Source organism: Sediminicoccus sp. BL-A-41-H5, from assembly GCF_050632405.1.
Taxonomy (GTDB): Bacteria; Pseudomonadota; Alphaproteobacteria; order Acetobacterales; family Acetobacteraceae; genus Roseococcus.
Genome location: NZ_CP192601.1, coordinates 3272381 through 3292134, shown reverse-complemented (window position 1 = coordinate 3292134; position 19754 = coordinate 3272381). Strand labels below are relative to the sequence as shown.

The following is a 19754-nucleotide window of genomic DNA, read 5'->3' as shown; positions in this document are numbered from 1 at the left end:
TTTACCACCGCGACATGATGGAAACCACGATCTCGGTCGAGGAGGCGAAGCCGCGGCTGTCCTCGCGGCGCAGGCCCACCACCGCACGCTCCATCGTCCAGGTCTGGTAGGAACCGCGATCATTGCTCGCCACGGCCGAGGCCTGGGCCTGCGGCAGGCAGCGGGCGATCTCGGACTGCAGGCTGCGCATGCGCTGCTCGGCCAGCGTGAAGGCGCGGGGCGAATCATCGCGCAGCATCACGGCGTAATAGACGGCGCGCGGCGGTGCGCCATCGAAGGGCGGCGCCACGCCGCGCCGCTCATTCACCGAGCCGTGCAGATAATGCGTGCCGGCGGGCAACTCCACGAAATCCTGGGCGGCAGCCTGCACGATCTGGCGCAGGCCCTGGCAGAAGGCGTCCTGCGCCTGGGCGGTTCCGAACGGGGCGAGCAGGGCGGCGGCGAGCAGCAGGCGGCGCATGGACGTTCCTTGTAGAAAAAGACACTCCATGAAACGCCATCGGCCCGGGAAATCCAATCCCCGGCGGGGGAGCCGCACAGGCCGCCCCTGAAAGGACGGCAAACCCCTTGGAGTATCCGGCCGCACAGCGGCCGGCGCCGCCCAACCGGGCTGGTGGTCCAGCGGACCGGCCGCGCAGCGAAGCCAAGGCGGCGGAGCCGCCGCCCGGCGCTTGAGCACGTTAAAAAAGAAGGCCTTTTTTCAAGAGGCCATGCACGCCCTTCTCGCCATTCACAGTCTGGGTCACGTGGAAATCCACGGCCAGCGAGCAGAACTGGTAGGCGTCGGCGGCGCTGAGATTGGTGCGGCTGGTGATGAAGCCGATCATCTCCCGCAGCGCCTTCTTCATCGCCTCGTCCAGGTCTTCATGCATGCCCATGGTGATGTAGTGCGTGGCGGTCTCGGCCCGCGGATAGGCCAGGTTGGCGCCCTTCATCAACGTCAGGCGGAAATGGCCGGTCAGGCACATCTCCAGCGCGTTGATGCAGACCTCGCCATCGCCCTGCACGCCATGGCCATCCCCGGCGCAGAAATTGCCGCCCGGCACATGCACCGGCAGGAAGAGCGTGGCCCCCTCGCCGATCTCCTTATTGTCCAGGTTGCCGCCATGGGCGCGCGGCTCCTTGGTGCTGATCGGGCCCCACTCGACCGGCGGGGCCACGCCCATCACGCCGAAGAAGGGGCTGAGCGGCAGGGTGATGCCGCCACCGATCGGCACATGGCCGGTGCGCTTCTCGTGGTCCACGGGGATGTGCAGCATGCGGCGATAGGGGAAATCCTCGGGCAGCGTGCCGCCCAGCGGGCGGAAGCCGCAGAAGCCCCATTCGGCGCCGAGCTCGATCTTCTCGATGTCCACCCGCAGCACGTCGCCCGGCATGGCGCCCTTCACGGCCACGGGGCCGGTGAGGATATGCGGACCAAGCCGCGGCGGGTTGCTCGCGTGGATCGCGGCCAGCGCGGGCGGGATCTTCAGGCCCAGCGCCTCGGCCTCGGCCACCACGTCGGGCGCACCGGAGACGCATTGCAGAATGACGAGGTCGCCGCTCTCGACCTCTGCGACGGGCTTGTAGGCGCCGTCGAAGGTGCCCCAGCGGATGGTCTCTGGCGTGGCGGGAATGCGATGGGTCGCGGGCATGGCGGGCTCCTGAAGGATACGCCACCACATGCCAGCCTGCGGTGATTGGTCAAGCCGCCCCCGGAACGGCATCCCCGCCCCACGCGCCGGCGCCTGCCCAAAGCCTGGGCGGGTTGCCCTCAACCGAAGGCGCGCCGCCAGAGGACGGCCACGAACTGGCTCGGCCGGAGCGCGCTGACCGATTGCCGGTAGGCGCCGGAGAAGATCTTGCGCACCAGGGCCGCGCGCTGCGGTGGCGTGAGGCGGAAGGCCATCTGTCCATAGCCCTCGCCCACCAGGCGCACCTCGGATTCCACGTCACCGACATCGGCGATGGAGATGCGCACCACCTCGCCCACAGCAAGCGGCGGCAGGTCATCCGCGCTCAGCCGGCAGCCCTGCAGCGAGAGGTTGTCGAGATGCGCCGTGACGCGATGGTCGCCGATCCGCGCCTCGACGGCTTCATCCGTCACGAAGCGCTCCTCCTTGCGGAAGCGCGGCGCCTCCACGCACATGAGCGCGGCGACCGCCAGCATGACGATGTTGTAGAGGCTCCAGAACAGCGTCATGGATTCCACGCCCGGCGGCGTGTCGCCGATCGGTCCCGTGATCAGCCGCAGCAGGATGCCGCCCAGCGTGAGGCCGGCGAGGCCCAGGAACAGCCCCGCCAGGCTCCATTGCACAACCGTCCGGTCGCGGGTCGCACCCTTCGCCGTCACCTTGAACTTCTGGTTGCGCGAGCCGAAGAGGCCGATGGCGCTCGCCCTGAGCGATTCCCTGCAGACCAGCAGCGACATGGCATCCGCCAGGATGGGCACGTTCGTGCCACGGCTGACCCAGGCCAGGAAGATCACGCAGCTCAGCCAATAGGGGCCGAGGTTTTCGAGCAGGCCAGCGAGGTCCGCCTGCACGATCACGAAGCCCGTCCACCAGTAGAGGAGGGGCACCAGGATGCAGATGACGCGCAGGATGGGCGTCATCGTCCAGAACAGCACCGTGTCCAGCGTGTGCAGCCGCATCTTGAAGGGCGTCGGCCCCGGCGTCAGCGGCCCCCAGGGCGTGCGGACGATCTGCATGGTGCCGAGGCACCAGCGGCCGCGCTGCGTCAGATATTCCTGCAGTCCCTCGGGGGCGAGACCCGCCGTCACCGGCTCGTTCAAGTAGACAGTGTGGTAGCCAAGGCCGGTGAGCTTGATGGAGAGCAGGATGTCCTCGGTCACGCTTTCCGTCGGAAACCCGCCGATCTCTGCGAGCGCATCAGCCCGCACCATGGAGGAGGTGCCGCAGGAGAAGGCCGTGCCATGCGCGTCCTTGGAGGCCAGGATCACGTCGAAGAAGAAGCGCTGCTCATCCGGGATGCGCGCCGGGTCGCCCAGGTTGAGCTGGATCGGGTCCGGGTTGAAGAAATGCTGCGGCGTCTGCACCAGCGCGGCCTTGGGGTCGTGCAGCAGGGCGGCGCTGCGCCGCAGGAACTGAGGGGTTGCGATGAAATCCGCATCCAGCACGGCGATCACATCCGGCGGGTCGGGCAGCTTCATCAGGTCCCAGAAGGTGGCGTTCATATTGCCCGCCTTGCCGTGGCTATTGTCGCCGCGGATGCGGTAATGCGCGCCCAACTCCTCGCACATCGCGCGCAGCCATTCGCGCTTGCCGTCATCCAGCACCCAGACGCGGAAGCGGGGATAATCCTGCGAGAGCGCGCCCACGATGGTGCGATAGAGGATCTCCGCCTGCTCGTTATAGGTCGGGATCAGCATGTCGATCAGCGGCGGGCCGCCCGGATGGCCTTCCACCGGGTTGTTCGTCGCCTCCTCGCCGCGATCAATCGTGCGGGAGAGGACATGCAGCAGGATCAGCCCCGCCAGGCTGCCCATGATCTCGATGCCGAAGAACAACCAGGAGGCGATGGTCATCGCATCCCATTGGAGCGGCGGCAGCGTGTCCGTCGCGCGCCAGACCAGATAGCGGATGAGCAGGACGGCGGTGAGCATCGCCGCGCACCACCGCACCTGCGGCTGCTCCGGCCGCACGAAGGCCAGGATCAGCGACAGGCTGAGGATGATGAGGCAGGGGATGAAGGCCGGCGCGAGGGGGTCGCTGATCTCCATGTTCAGCGTAGGAAGCGCACTTCGCCCATGCGCCCCGTCTCGCAGGCCTCCGCCTGGGAGGCGATGCGCAGCAGGGCCTGCGGGCGGCCCCGCGCCTCGCCGGGCGTGAGGCTGACGGGGATCACCTGCACCACCTCGCCCGTCAGCACCTCGCGGCTGCCGGCCGGGCGGAACTCCGCCTTCTGGCCCACGCGCACCTGGCGCATGCTGCGCTCATCCAGCTCGGCCGTCAGGATGGGTTCGCCGCAGGCGGCGAGCTTCGCCACCTCCTGCCCGGCGCGCAGCACCTCGCCGTGATGGGCGAGCACGCGGATGATGACGGAGGGCGCGGGCACGCGGATCGGCCCTTCCTGGTTGAGCGTGAGCAGCTGCTCCTCACGGTCGGCCTGGCGTTGCAGGGCGGGCAGGCGGGCGCGGCGTTCGGCCATCATGGCGTTGAGCTCGACCAGCGTCAGGGCCAGCCGGTCGGTCGTCTGCTGCGAGATGGATCGGTCGGTCGCGTTGTCGGTGGCGAAGATGCCGGCCACGGCGCCGGCCTGCTCGAGCAGCAGGGAATCCCGGCGCTCGGCCAGCGCCCGCTGGCTGTCGCGCGCCACATCGAGGTCGCGCCGCAGGACGTCCATCTGTGCCGCGGTGGTGAAACCCTGGCGGACGAGGGACTGGCCGCGCGCGGCGGCGGCGGTGGCTTCCCGGAGGCGGGCATCAGCCACGCGCAGCAGGGATTCCGCCTCGGCCAGGCGGGCGGCGATCTGGTCCACGCGGGTGCGGCGGAAGGCCTCGGCCGTGCCGGCGGCCTCCTGCAGCAGGGCGCTGGTGCCGGCGGCGCGATGGTCGAGCGCCTGGAGCTCCGCCTCCAGCGCGGCGATGTTGGCGCGCAGCTGACTGAGGGCCAGCGTGGCCGCGCGCTCGTTCACCACGGCGGCGAAGAGCGTGCCTTCGGAGAGCTGTTCGCCCGGGAAGCGCAGCGGCATGTCGAGGCGGCCATCAATGGGGGCGCGCAGCGTGATGGTCCGCCCGGCCAGCACGGCGGTCTGCGCACTGACGACGAAGAAGCGATCGTAAATGAACCACACGGTGGTGCAGAGGATGGCGAGTGCGAAGAGGATGCGCCCAGCACGGCCCAGCAAGTCACGGCCCGAGGGCGGCGGCGGCGGCGGCCGCTTCACGGCGGGCGCCGGCTTCTCTTGTCCGGGCGTGACGTCCACGCGCTGAGATCCAATACTTAAAATTTCAATTTTTCACCGCGTTTCCAATGGCTTCACGCGGTGATGAGGACCACCGCACGCTAGTTTTCTTTGGGCGATCAAGGAAGAGAAAAGCGCAGCGAATGAGACGTACTACAGCAGCCCGCGCTTCTTGAAGAACCAGATGGGCAGCACCGCCGTCGCCACCATCAGGCCGAGGGCGAGCGGATAGCCGAAGGTCCATTCCAATTCAGGCATGTGCTGGAAATTCATGCCGTAGATCGAGGCGATCAGCGTGGGCGGCATCAGCGCCACGCTCACCACGGTGAAGGTCTTGATGATGTTCGTCTGCTCGACATTGATGATGCCGAGCACCGCGTCCAGCAGGAAGGTCGCCTTGCTGTTCAGGAAATTCGCGTATTCGACGAGCGAGCGCACATCGCGCACCAGGGTCTTGATCGTGCCCTGGTTCTCCTTGCGCACCGCCATGGCCTTCTCGGCGCTGACGAAGGTGAAGATGCGGTTGAGGCCGAGCAGCGTTTCCGAGGCGCGCGTCGTCACCTCCCCCACCTGGCCCAGCGTCAGCAGCGCCTCCTTCAGGTTGCGGTCGCGCTTGGTGGCGGGGTCTTCCGTGCCGCGCTGGAAGATGTTGTGGCTCGCGCGGTCCATGTCGCTGCTGATGCGCTCGAGGATATCGGCCAGCCGGTCCACGATCTGCTCGAAGAGGTGGAGCATCACCGCATCCGCGCTGCTCACCAGTGCGGGCGTCTTCTGGCAGCGCGCCGTGAAGACAGGAAAGGCCTTGGGCGTGGCGTAGCGTACGGTGATGAGCGCGGTCGGCGTCAGCACGAAGGAGATGGGGGTGGAGCCGAAATTCCCCGTCTCAGCGCCATGCAGGAAGTTCGCGGTAAGGACCAGCGAATCCTCCTCGCGATAGAGGCGGGAGGAGGATTCGACCTCCTGCATCTCCTCGCGCGTCGGCACCTCGATGCCGAGTGCCGCCTGCACCGCGTGCTCCTCCTCCAGCGAGGGTTGCAGCATGTCGATCCAGACCGCGCGGCGCAGACCCTCCGCGTCGCGCACATGGTCGCGGACCGCGAGGTGGCCGTTCTCGACGGTGTAGGTCGTCAGCATGGGCGGATCTCCGCGGGGATGGCGGTCGGGCCGGTTCTAACCGCGCGCCCGCCCGGTGTCACGCCGCGAGAAGCGAGTTCACAGCTTTGAAATCCGCGGCCTCGGGATGCCGGCCTGAGGGCAGCGTTCCATCCTCCGGCCGCACCAGCTGGCAGGTGGCGAGGCCGGCCGCACGTGCCGCATCCAGCTCCTCCGCCACATCGGAGAGGAAGAGGATGGAAGCGGGTGCCGCGCCCCAGGCTTCGGCGATGCGCGTGTAGCTCTGGGCCTCGCGCTTGGCGCCCATGCGCGTGTCGAAGAAGCCCTCGAAGAGCGGTTCCAGGTCGCCCGCCTCGGAATGGCGGAAGAGCAGCCGCTGCGCCTGCTCACTGCCAGAGGAATAGATGGCGAGGTGCAGGCCCCGCGCATGCCAGGCACGCAGTTCGTCCGCCACGTCGGGCCAGAGATGCCCGCGCAGCGCGCCATCGGCGTAGCCCTGCGCCCAGATCAGCCCCTGCAGCGCCTTGAGCGGCGTGACCTTGGCATCCGCCGCCATCCATTCGCGCAGCGTCGTCAGCGGATCGCCCGGCACATCGGCGAGGATCGCGGCGACTTCCGGCTCATCGCCGTGCGCCGCCAGAAACGCTTCCAGCGCCGAAGCGGCGTAGGGAAACAGGCTGCGATGCACGAAGGCTATGGAGGTGGTGGTCCCTTCGATGTCGGAGAGGACATGCGTGATCATCAACAAACCCTCTCAGGACGACGTGGCCCCCTGGTCGGCGCCGCGGCTTTGCCGCGGCAACGGAGCAGGCCCACCAGGAACCACGAAAACGGGGCCCCCGCGAAGATTTCGGCGGCGCGGACGCCGCAACGCGGCGGTTGAGTCGCCGAAAGCTTCGTGGGGAAAAGCGTCAGCCCACCACGACCGGGAAGCGTTCCGCCATGTCGGTGCCGGTGTAGTGCGGCGTCCAGCCCGAGGTGTCGGTGAAGACGCGCAGAACGGTGAAGTCGGGCGCGTCGCCGCTGTCGAACCAATGCTGCGTGTTGGCCGGGACGCTGATCAGGTCGCCCTGGGTGCAATGCGCGTCATAGACGCGGCCGTTCAGGTGCAGGACGAAATTGCCGGCGCCCTCATGGAAGAAACGCACCTCATCCTCGGTGTGGGTGTGCTCCTTGAGGAATTTGTCGCGCAACGCGCCCTTCATGGGATGGTCGGGTGTCAGCTGGATCACATCGGCCGTGCCGGCGGCGGTCTCGGCGAGGAAGGCATCGAGATGCGGCTTGTAGGCGGCCAGCACCTCCTCGGCCGGCGCGCCCTTGGGCAGGGGCGCGACGGGCCAGCGCTCGAAGCGCACGCCCACTTCCTCCAGCGTGGCGGCGATCTTCTCCGCGTCCTCGGTGCGGAGGATCTCCGCCTTGGTCGCGGCGTCCCAGACGGTCAAACGGCTCATCGCGGCAATCTCCGTGCTTCCAGCTCGCATTCGAGCATGAATTCCAGCGCCTCCAGGCGCAGCAGGGCGCCCGGCATGTCCTCGGCCCATACATAGACGCCGTGGCCGCGGATCAAGTAGCCCGGCGGATGGGCGGGATCGGCATCCCAGGCCTCAGTCACCCGAGCCTGCAGCCTTGTAATGTCCTGGTCATTTTCGAGCACGGGCAGGCGGATCGCCGCCTCATGCGTCGGCAGGCCCGGGAAGGCCTTCAACAATTCATATCCCGCAAGGGTGATGTGCGGTCCCGCCAGGCGCGAAAGCACCGTCGCCGGCACGGAATGCCCGTGCAGCGCGGCGCCCGCCTGGGGGAAACGGCGATAGATGCCGCAATGCAGCCCGGTCTCGGCCGAGGGACGGAGGTTGGATTGCTCCGGCCGGCCGTCCAGATCCACGGTCATCACCCCGTCTTCCGGGATGAAGCCCTTGTGAAATCCGGAGCGGGTGATGGCGATGCGGCCATCGGCCAGGCGAAGAGAGATGTTGCCGGCGGTGGCCGGCACCCATCCCCGCGAATCCATCCGGCGCCCGGCCGCGCGAATCGCCTCGGTCGCTTCGGAAGGAATCACGCTCGTCTCCCGCCGGGCCAGGCCCGGCGCGCGCTCAGGCCGCGGGGCGGCCGGTGGCGTTGGTCGTGCCGCTGGCGGGCTCGGCCGTGGCGGCCGTGGCCGTGCCACCCTGCGGGCCGGCAATGGTGCCGGCCGGCGGGGCCGATTCGGCGGCCATGGAAGCGTCGGCGGGCTTCTCGTCCTCCTTGATGTTCGCCTTGAAGGATTTGATGCCCTTCGCGACGTCACCCATCAGGCCGCTGATCTTGCCGCTGCCAAACAGCAGCAGAACGACCAGCAGAACCACCAACCAATGCCAAATGCTGAAAGAACCCATCGTCGCGCCTCGATCCCGTGGTGCTTATGCTGGCGGGAACCTAGTGTGCGCCCGCTCCGAGCGCAAACTCCCCTCCCGACAAGGGCCTTATGTGGGACGCGGGCGCTCCCGCCGCAATGGGAATTTCATTCAGGTCCGGTTCAGCGCAATCTTGCGTCCCCGTAAGAAATCGGCCATATGGCGCGCATCCGGGCCCCTCTGGCGCGGGTGAAGGGAAACTTCACCCACGTGATGTCGGATGTTTTTGCCATCGCGCGGGGCAAAACCATCACGGCCCCGCCCAGAGGAGTAAGAAATCACATGGATTTCCTGTTGCTTGAATGGGTCGGCAAGCCGATCTGGATGTGGGCGGGCTTCCTGACCATCGTCATCGCGCTGCTCGCCTTCGACCTCGGCGTGCTGAACAAGACCGACAAGGAGATGGGCATCCAGGAGAGCCTGGTCCTCTCCGCCTTCTACATCGGCTTCGCCATTCTCTACGGTGCCGCGATCTGGTGGGCCTATTCGGCAGGCTACATCACGACGAGCGACGGCACGCATGCCGGCATCACCTATTTCACGGGCTTCTTCATCGAGAAGGCGCTCTCGATCGACAACGTCTTCGTGATCAGCCTGATCTTCGGCTATTTCGCGATCCCGCGGAAATACCAGTACCGGGCGCTGGTCTGGGGCATCATCGCCGTCATCATCCTGCGCGGCATCATGATCGCGGTGGGCGCGGCCCTGGTGCAGGAGTATTCCTGGATCCTCTTCATCTTCGGCGCCTTCCTGATCGGCACCGGCATCAAGATGCTGATGGTTCCCGAGAGCGACCCGGACATCTCGAAGAACCCCGTGGTGCGCTTCATGAAGAAGCACATGCGCGTCTCGGACAAGCTGCATGACCAGAAGTTCTTCGTTCGCGAGCCCGACCCCAAGACGGGCAAGCTGGCGCTGACCGCCACGCCGCTCTTCCTCGCGCTGGTGGTGATCAACATCGCCGACCTGATCTTCGCGGTGGACAGCGTGCCGGCGATCTTCGCCATCACGACCGACACCTTCATCGTCTACACCGCGAACATCATGGCCATCCTCGGCCTGCGCGCCCTCTACTTCGCGCTGGCCGCCATGGTGCACCGCTTCGAGTACCTGAAGTACGCGCTGGCCATGGTGCTGGTCTTCATCGGCGTGAAGATCTTCTGGAACCAGATCTTCGGGAAGCTGGACCCGGCGTTCTCGCTCGGCGTCACCGGCGCGCTGATCGCCGGCGGCATCATCTTCTCGCTCTACAAGACGCGGGACCAGGCGGCTGGCGGCCACAAGTAGTTGAGGCCCTCAGAGGCCGGGCGCGCGCATCCGCGCGCTTGGCTTCGCCGCACAAGCGGCGGGCCGCTGGTCCGGATCCGGTGAGGACGCAAACACGAAGGACGCTGCCGCAAGGCACCGCCCTTTTCGTTGAAACGGCGCCGCAGAGGCCACTTGGCCGTCCGTGCCACGCCCCCACGGAATGCGAGGCGAATAGCCGAGCCGGATCGCTTCAGCGATCCGAAGCCAAGCGCGCGGAGGCCGCGCCCGGCGCTTGAGGGCGCGATAAAACTCAGCTCTCCGGCCGGATGTTCAGGCGCCGGATGATCGGCCCCCAATGCGCCACCTCCGACTGGATCAGAGCCTGCAGCAGCGCGGGGGGCGTGCCGAGCGGCTCGAAGCCCGCCGCTTCCAGCGTGCGCCCCGTCTCGGGGTTGGAGAGCGCGCGACCCACCTCCTGCGCGATCCGCGCCACGCGATCCGCCGGCATGTTGGTGGGCGCGAAGAGCGCGATCCAGGCATAGATGCCCGCCCCCGGCTCGCCCGCCTCGGTCAGCAGCGGCACGTCGGGCAACTGCGCCATGCGCGCATCGCCCGAGACCGCCAGCGCCCGCACCTGCCCGCCCCGCGCCTGGCCCAGCACCGAACCGGCGGCGGCCGCCATCAGCTCGATCCGCCCGGCGACAATTTCCGTGACGCTCTGCGGCACGGAGCGGAAGGGCACATGCGTCATGTCCAGCCCATGCCGCGCCGCCATCTCGGCCACCAGCATGTGGCCGGTGCTGCCCACACCGACCGAGCCATAGTTCAGCTTGCCCGGATTGGCCTTCGCATAGGCGATCAGCTCCGCCACGCTGCGCACCGGCACATTGGGGTTCACCGCCAGCACGAGGGGCATGCGCGCCAGCAGCGAGACGGGCTGCAGTTCCGTCACCGGGTCATAGGCCAGCGCCGGGTTCAGGATCTTCGCAATGGAGCCGGGCCCGCCGATGGTGACACCCAGCGTATGCCCATCCGTCGCGCGCGCCGCCGCCTCGGCGCCGATCGTCCCGCCACCGCCCGCCCGGTTGTCGATCACGAAGGGCTGGCCGAAGACCTGTTGGAAATGGGTCGCGACGGCACGCGCGGCGATATCGGGCGTGGAACCGCCCGGGAAGCTGACGATAATCCGCACCGGCCGATCGGGCCAGGCGGGCTGCGCCAACGCGGGTGCGGCGAGGACGGGCAGCGCCAAGGCGGCGCGACGTGTGGCTTGCATGAAATCCTCCGGGCTTTGTGCAGGCTTATAGCGGCTTCACGCGCCGCTTGCATGCCGTGACGTGGCTGGCCAGACTTGTCCGAACACATTCGTGAGGTGAAGGCCGATGAACCGACGCTCCCTGCTTCTGGCCACCCCTTTTCTGGCGGTCAGCGCCCAGGCGCAGGAGCTGCCGGCGCGGCCCATCCGCCTCATGGTGCCCTTCACCACCGGGGGGACGACCGATGTGCTGGCCCGCATCCTCTCCGAGCATGGCCAGACGGAATTCGGCCAGCCCATCATCGTGGAATCCCGCCCCGGCGCGGGCGGCGTGACGGGCACGGCGCAGGTGGCGGCGGCCGCGCCCGATGGCACCAGCCTGGTCATGGGCACGCCCGGGCCGATCGCGACGGCGCCCGCGCTCATGTCCAGCCTGCCCTATGACCCGCTGCGGGACCTCGCACCCGTCATGCTGGTGGCGAACGTGCCGAACCTCGTCGTGGTGAACCCCTCAAGCGGCATCACCAACATCACGCAGCTCATCGCCGCCGCCCGCGCGCGCCCGGGCGCCATCCATTTCGGCTCGGCCGGCATCGGCGCCACGACGCATCTGGCAGGCGAGCTTTTCAAGCTGATGACGGGCGTGGACATCGTGCATGTCCCCTATCGCGGCAGCGTACCCGCGCTGACCGACCTGCAGGGCGGCCAGATCCAGCTCATGTTCGAGAACATGCCCGGCGCGATCGAGCTGGTGCGTTCGGGGCGCCTCACCGGCCTCGCCGTCACCTCGCCCAACCGGGCGGTGGCGGCGCCCGATATCCCCACCGTGGCCGAGACGGTGCCGGGCTATTCGGTGCTGTCCTGGTTCGCGCTCTTCACCGGCGGCCAGGTGCCCGCCCCCGTGGTGCAGCGGCTGAACGCCGGTTTCCGTCGCATCATGGCGCGGCCCGCCGTGCGCCAGCGCATCCTGGAACTCGGCGCGGAACCCGCCGATGGCACGCCCGAGGCGCTGGGTCAGCTGGCGCGCGAGGAGACCGAGCGCTGGGGCCGCGTGATCCGCGAAGCACGCATCAGCGTGCAGTAAGGGGCATGCGTTCGGTCGGAATCGAGATCGGCGGCACCTTCACGGATCTGGTGAGCATCGGCCCCGAGGGCGTGCGCGTGGCGAAGGTCCCGAGCACGCCCGCCGCGCCCGATGCCGCGGCCTTCGATGCGCTGGCCGCCGCCGGCATCGCGCCCGATGCGATGGAGGAGTTCGTCCATGGCTCCACCGTCGCCACCAATGCAGTGCTGGAGCGGCGCGGCGCGCGGCTCGCGCTTCTGGTGACGGAGGGCTTCCGCGACGTGCTGCTGCTCGGCCGGCAGGACAAGCTGCAGCTCTTCAACCTCCGCTACCGCAAGCCCGAGCCGCTGGTGGCCCGCGCGGATTCGCTGGAGGTGCCCGAGCGCATGCTGGCCGATGGCACGGCGGAACGCGGTTTCGACGCGGAAGGCTTCGCACCCCGCCTCGCCACCTTCCTCGCCGCGGGCGGCTACGGCGCGCTCGCCATCTGCCTGCTCAACGCCTATGCCAATCCGGCGCATGAGGCGGCGCTGGCCGATCTGGTCCGCCGCCTCGCCCCCGGCCTGCCCGTCACCGCCTCGCATGAGGTCACGCAGGAATTCCGCGAATATGAGCGCGCCAGCACCACGGCGCTCTCCGCCTATGTGCAGCCGGTGCTGGACGCCTATCTGGGCCGGATGGAAGCGCGCCTGACCGAGGGCGGCTTCACCGGCGCCTTCTCGGTCATGCAGTCCAATGGCGGGCGCGTGCCGGCCGCCGCCATGCGGCGCAATGCGGCAAGCGCCCTGCTCTCCGGCCCGGCCGCGGGCGTCATGGGCGCGGTGCGCCAGGCCGGACGCTCCGGCGTGCGGGACATCATCACCCTCGATGTGGGCGGCACCAGCGCGGATGTGGCGCTGATCGCGGATGGCCGGCCGGAACTGGCGCGCGAGGCGCGGGTGGATGGCCTGGTCGTGCAGATGCCCATGCTGGACATCACGACGGTAGGGGCCGGCGGCGGCTCGCTCGCCTGGGTGGATGAGGGCGGCATGCTGCGCGTGGGGCCACGCAGCGCGGGCGCCGTGCCGGGCCCGGCCTGCTACGGGCGTGGCGGCACCCGGCCGACGCTGACGGACGCGCAGGTGATCGCGGGCCGCATCCCCGCCGGGAAGCAACTCGCCGGCGGCCTGGTCATGGATGGCGCGGCGGCGCGCGCGGCCTATGCGCCGCTGGCCGCGCAGCTCGGCCTGTCCATCGAGGCAACGGCGGAGAGCGTGATCCGCATCGCCGTGGCCCATGTGGTGGCCGCGGTGCGCCTCGTCTCCACCGAGCGCGGGCGTGACCCGCGCGACCATGTGCTGGTGCCCTTCGGCGGCGCCGGCCCGCTGCTCGCCGCCGCCGTGGGGGAGGAGCTCGGCATGGCGCGCGTTCTGGTGCCGCCCGGCGCCGGCGTGCTCTCCGCCTATGGCCTGCTTGCCGCCGACCACAGCCTGCTTGCCGCCCGCACGCGCCGTCGCACGGTCGCACCTGGCGCGGCGGCCGAGGCCATGGCGGATATCGCCATCCTTCGCGCCGAGCTCGATGCGCGTTTCGACGCGCATGGCGTGACCGGCGCGCGGCGGCTGGAGGTGAGCCTCGACATGCGCCTGGTGGGCCAGGCCTTCGAGATCAGCGTGCCGATGCCATCGGAGCGCTTCAACGAGGCGGACCTGCTCACCGCCTTCAACGCGGCGCATGAGCGCATCTACCGCATGCCGGTGGATGCGCGCCGCGCGGTCGAGATCGTCTCTTACCGCGTGGGCCTGCATGTGACGCGCGAGGAACTCCCGGGCCTCGCCGGCCCGCCGCGCCTCGCCGCACCCGTGCAGGGGCCGCTCCTGATCGAGGACAGCACGGCCAGCCTCTGGGTGCCGCCCGGCTGGCGCGCGGAGGAAGACGCGGCCGGCAACCTGCTGCTGACGAGGACGGCATGATCAGCCCCGCAGACCAGGCCGTCATCGGCCAGGCGCTGATGTCCACGGCGCGCGAGATGGGGGCGAAGCTCTATCGCTCCGCCTTCTCGCCCATCGTGCGCGACGGCAAGGACGCCTCCACCGGCATCATGGATGCGAGCGGCGCCGCCGTGGCGCAGAGTGACGAGCTGATTCCCGTCCTCGTCGGCTCGCTCTCCATCACGCTGCGCCACTGCATGGCCGCCTGCCCGCCCGAGCGGCTGGAGGAAGGCGACTTCTACATCACCAACCACCCCTATCGCGGCGCGCACCACCTGCAGGACATCCTGATCTTCATGCCTATCTTCGTGGAGGGAAGGATCATCGGCTATGCGGCGGCGGTCGCACACCACCTCGACATCGGCGGCGGCGCGCCGGGCCTCAACTCCTCCGCGACCGATCTCTATGGCGAGGGCCTGATCATCCCACCCGCGCGCTGGCACCACCGGCGCGACTGGCTGGAGGGCAACCTCCGCGGGATGATCGCGGCCAATATCCGCGTGCCCGAGCAGACGATCGGCGACATCGAAAGCCAGTTCGCCGCCTGCTTCACCGGCATCGCCCGCGTCCGCGAGCTCTGCGCGCGGCACGGCACGGCCACGGTCGAGGGTGCCATGGCCGGCCAGATCGCCTATGTGGAGCGCCGCCTCCGCGCCGCCATCCGCGACCTGCCGGACGGCACCTACACCGGCGAGGATTACGTGGATGATGACGGAATCGGCGCCGAGCCGCTGCTTGTCCGCGCCACCGTCACCATTGCGGGTGATTCGCTGGCCGTGGATTTCGCCGGCACGGCGCCGCAGGTGCGCACGCATCTGAACGCGCCCTATGCCTCCGTCGTCTCCGGCACCCTGGCCGCGCTGAAATCCTTCCTGAGCGGCGATGACGTCCCTTTCAACGAGGGCGCGGCCCGCGCCGTCACCATCACCGTGCCCGAGGGCACGCTGCTCAACCCGCGTTTCCCCGCCCCCGTCCGCGCGCGCATGGAAGCGACCTATCGCGCCTATGACGCGGTGCTGAAGGCGCTGGGCCATGCCGTCCCCGAACGCGCGGTGGCGACGGGCTTCGACAGCACCACCAGCTTCTGCCTGACCCAGCTGAAGGAAGGCCGCTACCGCGTCTTCATCGAGCTCCGTGATGGCGGCTATGGCGCATCCTCGGAGAATGACGGCTGCGATGCGGTGGCGGGCCCGCTGTCCAACTGCACCAATGTGCCGGTGGAAGCCGCCGATGCCGACTATCCCTTCTTCCGCATCGAGGAATATCGCCTGCTGCCCGGCACGGGTGGGGCGGGGCGGCATCGCGGCGGCAACGGCTCCATGCGACGCTACCGCATCCTGGAGGAGGGCGTGCGGCTCGCGATCTACTGCGACCGCTTCCGCGTGCCGGCGGCGGGCCTCGCCGGCGGCGAGGATGGCGCGTGCGCCGGCTGCCGCGTGCTGCGCGGGGACGCGGTGATCGAGGTCCGCTCCAAGGATGACCTGGTGCTGCGCGCGGGCGATGTGATCGAGATGTGGACCGGCGGCGGCGGCGGCCATGGGCCGAAGTCCGACCGCGCCGCCGCGCTGCGCGAGGCGGATGCGCGCCTCGCGGGCCTTCCCACCACGGCCTGAAGGCCGCAACATCATCATCGAGACTCAGGGCGGAAACGCGAACCAATGACGATCATGACCGAGGCCCATGGCCCGGCCTGATACCGCGACCCTGCTGCGCCTGGTGCGCACGCCGGATTACCGGCGGCTCTGGATGCTGGGCGGCATCGCCAACGCCATGCGCTGGCTGGAACTGCTCGCCGCCACGCTCTGGACCTTCGAGATGACTGGCTCGGCGCTGGCCGTCTCCATCGTCGCCATGGTGCGCGCCCTGCCCATGATGCTGCTCGGCGCCGTCGCCGGCGCATTGGCCGAACGCTTGGACCGCCGCCGCCTGCTCATCGCGCTGCAGACCAGCTCCGCGCTCGGGGCGGGCGGCGTCGCGCTGCTGGCCTTCTTCGGCGAGCTGGCACCCTGGCACCTCATGGTGCAGGGGCTGCTCGCCGGCCTCGCCTGGGCGGGCGAGATGGCGACGCGCCGCCGCATGGCGGCCGATGCCGCACCGCAAGGCGACCTGGTGCAGGCCGTGGCGCTCGACACGCTGACCGGCAGCACCACGCGCGCCGTGGGCCCGCTGCTGGGCGGCGTGATCTACCAGTTCGCCGGCATCGCGGTGGCGGCGGTCATCGCCTGCGCGCTGCATCTGGTGGCGCTGCGCCTCGCCACGCGCGTCACCGCGCCGCCGCGCCGCGTGGCCACCGGCAACCCCTTCGCCGGCATCGGCGAGGCGGTGCGCCTCGTGCTCAGCCTCTCCGCGCTCCGCATCGTGCTCGGCGTGACCTTCGTGATGAACGTCTTCGCCTTCAGCTACAACTCGATCCTTCCGGCGTTCGGCACGCTCGCCTTCGGCGCCTCTTCCGCCGCCATCGGCCTGCTGGCCGCGGCCGAGCCCTTCGGCGCGCTGCTGGGCGGGCTCTGGCTGGCACTGGGCCGGCGCAACCCGCCCGGGACCGCGCCGCTCGTCGTGGGCTCCTTCCTCTTCATGGTGCTGCTGGTCGTGGTCGCCTTCACCGGCAGCTATGCGCTGGCCTGGCTGCTGCTCGCGATCGGCGGCCTTGGCACCGCGCGCTTCGCCGCCATGCAGACCTCGGTGGTGATGACGGCGGCCCCCCCCGAGATCCGTTCCCGCGTGCTGGGCCTCGTCACCACCTGCATCGGCATGGGGCCGCTCGGCGTGCTGGCGATGGGCGCGCTGGGCGATTCCGTGGGGCCGCGGCTCGCCATCGCCACCATGTCCGGCATCGGCCTCGCCCTCATGGCGCTGCTTCTGCTGAACGAGGCACGGCGGCGGTGAGCGCCCGCCCGGCCGCCGCGCCGCGCCCCACCGCCTGCAGCAGCGCCAGCCCATCCACCGTCGCCAGCAGCAGCGCCGCCTGCGCCTCCCGCTCGCCCGGATCGGCCGTGTCCAATCGCGCGGCGGCCCAGGCGAGGAAGCCATCGGCGATGCGCCCGGCCATCGCGCGGTGCGGCTCCTGCCCCCGCGCAGCCGCGGCGGCGAGTTCGAGCCAGAGCCACATGAAGGGCTGGAAATCGGCCTGGCGGAACGCGGCGGCGCATTCGTCCAGAAGCACGGGATAAGGGCGCGGGCCGGCGCCAGAGCCCGCGGCATCCAGCAAGGCGGCCAGGTGCGCGGCGACATGTTCCAGCGTCGCCGTCACGATCTCATCCTTGTCGGCGAAATAGTAGAGCAGCATCCGGTCGCTGGTGCCCGCCGCCTTTGCCAGGGCGCGCAGGCTGGCGCCGGCCAGGCCCTCGCGCAGCAGGTGCTCGCCCATCCGGGCCAGGGCGGCGGCGCGGCGTTCCTCACGGATGCTCATCGGATTTGCGTAGCATCGCGCCGCATGGGGTGCTATGAATGTAGCGACCGCTACATGATATTTCACCATGTCCCACGGCAGCCAGATGCTCAGCCCCGCGCAGGTGCTGCGCGTCTCCGTCTTGGCCCTGCTGCTCTGGATTTCGGGCGCGATCCTGATCCGCCTGCTCACCCCTCTCGGCGTCTTCTCGGGCGGCGCGCTGACGGTGCTGGCCTTCGCCGGCGGCGTCGCCTTCAACTGGCCCACCCTTTGGCTGGTCGAGCGGCTGGGCGGGCTGCGGCGGCAACAGATCGTCGCCGGCATGGCGTTGGGCTCGGGCGTGGCGGTGATGTGCGACGGGTTGGCCATCACATGGGCGCCCTGGCTCTACGGCGGCATCTCGGAGGATTTGAGCCGTGCCGCGGCCTGGCTGCTCTGGACGGTGGGCTTCGGGCTGGTGCTGGCCTTCATCTTCGAGCGGCGCTGACCCGCCGCAGCAGCAAGAGGCCGGCCAGCGTGATCAGCGCGAGATGCCCGAAGGCCAGCGCCCAGGCCGCCGGATTGTCCGGGCCGAGCAGGTCCAGCGCCAACCCCACGCCCACCGGGCCGACGAAGCCGCCCGCATAGCCGCACATGCTGTGCAGCCCCATGGTGGCGCCACGCAATTCCGGCCCGGCCGCCTGGACGGTGCCCGCGGTGAGCGCCGAGGAATCCAGGTAGATCGCCGCATTCCACAAGACGACGCTCAGCGCCGCGAGCGGCGCCGAGACCCAGGCGGAAAGCCCCGTCGCCACCGACATCAGCGCCCCACCCGCCATCGCCCAGGCCACCACGCGCGCACGCCCGAAGCGCTGCGCCGTCTCATTGCCCGTCACCGAGATCGCGATGCCGGCCAGCCCCGCCGCCGTGAAGAGCGCGGTCGGCCCGGGCAGCCAGTCCGGCGCGCCGGCGCGTGCGATGGTGAGCGTCAGGAACGTCACCGCCCAGGCGCGCAGCGCCGCCAATTCCCAGGTATGCACCGTGTATCCGATGATCCAGCCCGTCGCCGCGCGGTTGCGCAGCACGGGACGGAAATCCAGCAGCCGGCGCGGCACGGCGGGCGAGCGCGGCGCCGTGCGCGGCATCACCACGGCGCCGATGATGAAAGCCACCAGCGCCGCGCCACCGCTGAACAGGAAGGCCGCCTCCGCGCCGCCCAGCGACGCCCAGAACCCCGCCACCGCGAAGGAGATCGCGCCCGCGATCCCCACCCCGGCCGCATGCCAGGAGACGGCGCGCGATTGCGCGTTGCCCTCCAGCCGCTCGGCGATGACCTTCAGCCCCGGCATGTAGCAGCCCGCCCAGCCCATGCCGGCCATGGCGCGCAGGATCAGCCCGCTCCAGAACCCATCCGCGACAAGCGCGAAGCCCAGATGCGAGGCCGCGGTCAGCCCCGTGCCGAGCAGGTAGATCCGCCGCGCCGGCAGCCGATCGGTCAGCGAGACCAGCACCGGGACCACCACCACATAGGCGGCGAAGAACGCACCGATCAGCCAGCCCGCCTCGGTGGCGGAGAGGTTCCAGCGGCGCAGATATTCCGGCAGCAGCGCGGGCAGGGTGAAGGCGCCTATCTGCGTCAGCACCTGCGCGGTGATGACGGCGATGGCGAAGCCGCGCATGCGGCTAGATTTCTCCATCACGGGCTTGAGCCCTCATGCCCGCTGCAAGGCCGGCTGCTTGCTCGCGGGTGGGTGCGCTGTCGGGCATGAAGCCACAAGCCCTCAGGGCAGCCCGTTGCGGATATGCGCGCGATAGGCCGGACGCTCCGAGAGCCGCTCGTAATAGGCCGCCAGCGCCGGCAGCGGCGTGCGCTCCACGCTCTTCATCGAGAACCAGCGATGCACCACGAAGCCGGCCGGAATGTCGGCCAGCGTGAAGGCCTCGCCCGCGAGATAGGGCGCATCCCGCAGCGCCTCATCCAGCTGCCCCATGCGCCGCGCATATTCCGCGCGCCCCATCTGCACGAAGGAGGCGCGGTTCCACGGCGATAGCCCCAACTCGCCCCCCAGATAGGCGCCGCGCATGGGCATGGACATCTCATAGGCCACCCAGTCCATCCAGGCCTCGACCTTCGCGCGCGCCGCGAGCGGCGTGGGATAGAGCGCCTCCGCCCCCGCCCGCGCCGCGAGGTAGCGCAGGATGACGTGCGACTCACGGATCACCGCCTCGCCATCCACCAGCACCGGCACGGTGCCGAGCGGGTTGAGCGCCAGGAATTCCGGATCATCCGTCGAGCGGAAGCCGCGCCCCCAATCCTCCTGTGCGAAGGGCAGCCCCAGCTCATCCAGGAGCCAGAGCACCTTGCGGACATTGAAGGCGTTGTGGCGGCCAAGCAGCCGAAGCATGGGTTCCATGCGGATCAGCGTCACGGCAAAGCCGC

General features: G+C 69.6%; 19 protein-coding genes. 6 read left to right on the top strand and 13 right to left on the bottom strand.

What is annotated here, in order from left to right:
- Nucleotide 1: 1 nt before the first annotated feature.
- The 9 genes from ACQ860_RS16120 to ACQ860_RS16080 all read right to left on the bottom strand — a co-directional run bounded on the left by ACQ860_RS16120 (nucleotide 2) and on the right by ACQ860_RS16080 (nucleotide 8393).
- Nucleotides 2-460 (bottom strand): hypothetical protein, encoded by a 459-nt coding sequence (locus ACQ860_RS16120; RefSeq protein WP_431304354.1) that lies wholly within the window; start codon nucleotides 458-460, stop codon nucleotides 2-4.
- 220 nt (nucleotides 461-680) lie between these two features.
- The gene (locus tag ACQ860_RS16115) at nucleotides 681-1634 is read right to left on the bottom strand and encodes an acetamidase/formamidase family protein (protein ID WP_431304353.1); all 954 of its coding nucleotides are present in this window, start codon (nucleotides 1632-1634) and stop codon (nucleotides 681-683) included.
- A gap of 119 nt (nucleotides 1635-1753) precedes the next feature.
- Entirely contained in the window at nucleotides 1754-3721 is a 1968-nt protein-coding gene (locus tag ACQ860_RS16110; protein WP_431304352.1) for a glycosyltransferase, read from the bottom strand.
- 2 nt (nucleotides 3722-3723) lie between these two features.
- Nucleotides 3724-4926, bottom strand: coding sequence for an HlyD family secretion protein (locus tag ACQ860_RS16105; RefSeq protein WP_431304351.1), 1203 nt, complete (start codon nucleotides 4924-4926; stop codon nucleotides 3724-3726).
- Between the two features lie 132 nt (nucleotides 4927-5058).
- Nucleotides 5059-6039 (bottom strand): magnesium transporter CorA family protein, encoded by a 981-nt coding sequence (locus tag ACQ860_RS16100; protein WP_431304350.1) that lies wholly within the window; start codon nucleotides 6037-6039, stop codon nucleotides 5059-5061.
- A gap of 58 nt (nucleotides 6040-6097) precedes the next feature.
- Nucleotides 6098-6760, bottom strand: a complete 663-nt coding sequence (gene mtnC / locus ACQ860_RS16095) for an acireductone synthase (protein WP_431304349.1) — start codon at nucleotides 6758-6760, stop codon at nucleotides 6098-6100.
- 169 nt (nucleotides 6761-6929) lie between these two features.
- Nucleotides 6930-7469, bottom strand: a complete 540-nt coding sequence (locus tag ACQ860_RS16090) for a 1,2-dihydroxy-3-keto-5-methylthiopentene dioxygenase (RefSeq protein ID WP_431304348.1) — start codon at nucleotides 7467-7469, stop codon at nucleotides 6930-6932.
- Entirely contained in the window at nucleotides 7466-8077 is a 612-nt protein-coding gene (locus ACQ860_RS16085; protein ID WP_431304347.1) for a methylthioribulose 1-phosphate dehydratase, read from the bottom strand. The genes ACQ860_RS16090 and ACQ860_RS16085 overlap by 4 nt, the downstream gene beginning before the upstream one ends.
- Before the next feature lie 34 nt (nucleotides 8078-8111).
- On the bottom strand, nucleotides 8112-8393 hold the full coding sequence (locus ACQ860_RS16080; protein ID WP_431304346.1) for a twin-arginine translocase TatA/TatE family subunit: 282 nt from the start codon (nucleotides 8391-8393) through the stop codon (nucleotides 8112-8114).
- A 300-nt stretch (nucleotides 8394-8693) separates the two neighbouring features.
- On the opposite strand from ACQ860_RS16080, the gene ACQ860_RS16075 reads away from it, so the two are divergent.
- Complete coding sequence (locus tag ACQ860_RS16075; protein WP_431304345.1) at nucleotides 8694-9698, top strand: TerC family protein; 1005 nt, start codon at nucleotides 8694-8696, stop codon at nucleotides 9696-9698.
- A gap of 271 nt (nucleotides 9699-9969) precedes the next feature.
- Here the strand turns inward: ACQ860_RS16075 and ACQ860_RS16070 are convergent, their stop codons facing one another.
- A complete protein-coding gene (locus ACQ860_RS16070; RefSeq protein ID WP_431304344.1) occupies nucleotides 9970-10935 on the bottom strand; it encodes a Bug family tripartite tricarboxylate transporter substrate binding protein in 966 nt (321 codons plus the stop codon).
- Between the two features lie 106 nt (nucleotides 10936-11041).
- Between ACQ860_RS16070 and ACQ860_RS16065 the strand changes: the two genes are divergently transcribed.
- The 4 genes from ACQ860_RS16065 (at nucleotide 11042) to ACQ860_RS16050 (ending at nucleotide 16833) form a co-directional block, all read left to right on the top strand.
- The gene (locus ACQ860_RS16065) at nucleotides 11042-11998 is read left to right on the top strand and encodes a Bug family tripartite tricarboxylate transporter substrate binding protein (RefSeq protein WP_431304343.1); all 957 of its coding nucleotides are present in this window, start codon (nucleotides 11042-11044) and stop codon (nucleotides 11996-11998) included.
- A 5-nt stretch (nucleotides 11999-12003) separates the two neighbouring features.
- Nucleotides 12004-13929 carry a hydantoinase/oxoprolinase family protein gene (locus ACQ860_RS16060; RefSeq protein ID WP_431304342.1) on the top strand — a complete coding sequence of 642 codons (1926 nt, stop codon included), beginning with the start codon at nucleotides 12004-12006 and terminating at the stop codon, nucleotides 13927-13929.
- Nucleotides 13926-15560, top strand: a complete 1635-nt coding sequence (locus ACQ860_RS16055) for a hydantoinase B/oxoprolinase family protein (RefSeq protein WP_431304341.1) — start codon at nucleotides 13926-13928, stop codon at nucleotides 15558-15560. The genes ACQ860_RS16060 and ACQ860_RS16055 overlap by 4 nt, the downstream gene beginning before the upstream one ends.
- 67 nt (nucleotides 15561-15627) lie before the next feature.
- Nucleotides 15628-16833 (top strand): MFS transporter, encoded by a 1206-nt coding sequence (locus ACQ860_RS16050; protein ID WP_431304340.1) that lies wholly within the window; start codon nucleotides 15628-15630, stop codon nucleotides 16831-16833.
- Here the strand turns inward: ACQ860_RS16050 and ACQ860_RS16045 are convergent.
- Nucleotides 16793-17356, bottom strand: a complete 564-nt coding sequence (locus ACQ860_RS16045) for a TetR family transcriptional regulator (RefSeq protein ID WP_431304339.1) — start codon at nucleotides 17354-17356, stop codon at nucleotides 16793-16795. The genes ACQ860_RS16050 and ACQ860_RS16045 overlap by 41 nt on opposite strands.
- Before the next feature lie 67 nt (nucleotides 17357-17423).
- Here ACQ860_RS16045 and ACQ860_RS16040 point away from each other — a divergent pair, with 67 nt between their 5' ends.
- Nucleotides 17424-17822: a hypothetical protein gene (locus tag ACQ860_RS16040; RefSeq protein ID WP_431304338.1), complete on the top strand. Its 399-nt coding sequence runs from the start codon at nucleotides 17424-17426 to the stop codon at nucleotides 17820-17822.
- Here ACQ860_RS16040 and ACQ860_RS16035 read toward each other — a convergent pair.
- Together ACQ860_RS16035 and ACQ860_RS16030 are read right to left on the bottom strand one after the other, a co-directional pair.
- Nucleotides 17803-18993: an MFS transporter gene (locus ACQ860_RS16035; RefSeq protein ID WP_431304337.1), complete on the bottom strand. Its 1191-nt coding sequence runs from the start codon at nucleotides 18991-18993 to the stop codon at nucleotides 17803-17805. The genes ACQ860_RS16040 and ACQ860_RS16035 overlap by 20 nt on opposite strands.
- A gap of 102 nt (nucleotides 18994-19095) precedes the next feature.
- A complete protein-coding gene (locus ACQ860_RS16030; RefSeq protein ID WP_431304336.1) occupies nucleotides 19096-19728 on the bottom strand; it encodes a glutathione S-transferase family protein in 633 nt (210 codons plus the stop codon).
- Between the last annotated feature and the right edge of the window lie 26 nt (nucleotides 19729-19754).

Excerpts from the sequence above, each read along its gene's own strand:
- ACQ860_RS16120 (WP_431304354.1), bottom strand. The coding sequence starts at position 460 with ATGCGCCGCCTGCTGCTCGCCGCCGCCCTGCTCGCCCCGTTCGGAACC.
- ACQ860_RS16115 (WP_431304353.1), bottom strand. The coding sequence starts at position 1,634 with ATGCCCGCGACCCATCGCATTCCCGCCACGCCAGAGACCATCCGCTGG.
- ACQ860_RS16110 (WP_431304352.1), bottom strand. The coding sequence starts at position 3,721 with ATGGAGATCAGCGACCCCCTCGCGCCGGCCTTCATCCCCTGCCTCATC.
- ACQ860_RS16100 (WP_431304350.1), bottom strand. The coding sequence starts at position 6,039 with ATGCTGACGACCTACACCGTCGAGAACGGCCACCTCGCGGTCCGCGAC.
- mtnC (WP_431304349.1), bottom strand. The coding sequence starts at position 6,760 with ATGATCACGCATGTCCTCTCCGACATCGAAGGGACCACCACCTCCATA.
- ACQ860_RS16090 (WP_431304348.1), bottom strand. The coding sequence starts at position 7,469 with ATGAGCCGTTTGACCGTCTGGGACGCCGCGACCAAGGCGGAGATCCTC.
- ACQ860_RS16080 (WP_431304346.1), bottom strand. The coding sequence starts at position 8,393 with ATGGGTTCTTTCAGCATTTGGCATTGGTTGGTGGTTCTGCTGGTCGTT.
- ACQ860_RS16075 (WP_431304345.1), top strand. The coding sequence starts at position 8,694 with ATGGATTTCCTGTTGCTTGAATGGGTCGGCAAGCCGATCTGGATGTGG.
- ACQ860_RS16070 (WP_431304344.1), bottom strand. The coding sequence starts at position 10,935 with ATGCAAGCCACACGTCGCGCCGCCTTGGCGCTGCCCGTCCTCGCCGCA.
- ACQ860_RS16065 (WP_431304343.1), top strand. The coding sequence starts at position 11,042 with ATGAACCGACGCTCCCTGCTTCTGGCCACCCCTTTTCTGGCGGTCAGC.
- ACQ860_RS16060 (WP_431304342.1), top strand. The coding sequence starts at position 12,004 with ATGCGTTCGGTCGGAATCGAGATCGGCGGCACCTTCACGGATCTGGTG.
- ACQ860_RS16055 (WP_431304341.1), top strand. The coding sequence starts at position 13,926 with ATGATCAGCCCCGCAGACCAGGCCGTCATCGGCCAGGCGCTGATGTCC.
- ACQ860_RS16050 (WP_431304340.1), top strand. The coding sequence starts at position 15,628 with ATGGCCCGGCCTGATACCGCGACCCTGCTGCGCCTGGTGCGCACGCCG.
- ACQ860_RS16045 (WP_431304339.1), bottom strand. The coding sequence starts at position 17,356 with ATGAGCATCCGTGAGGAACGCCGCGCCGCCGCCCTGGCCCGGATGGGC.
- ACQ860_RS16040 (WP_431304338.1), top strand. The coding sequence starts at position 17,424 with ATGTCCCACGGCAGCCAGATGCTCAGCCCCGCGCAGGTGCTGCGCGTC.
- ACQ860_RS16035 (WP_431304337.1), bottom strand. The coding sequence starts at position 18,993 with ATGCGCGGCTTCGCCATCGCCGTCATCACCGCGCAGGTGCTGACGCAG.
- ACQ860_RS16030 (WP_431304336.1), bottom strand. The coding sequence starts at position 19,728 with ATGGAACCCATGCTTCGGCTGCTTGGCCGCCACAACGCCTTCAATGTC.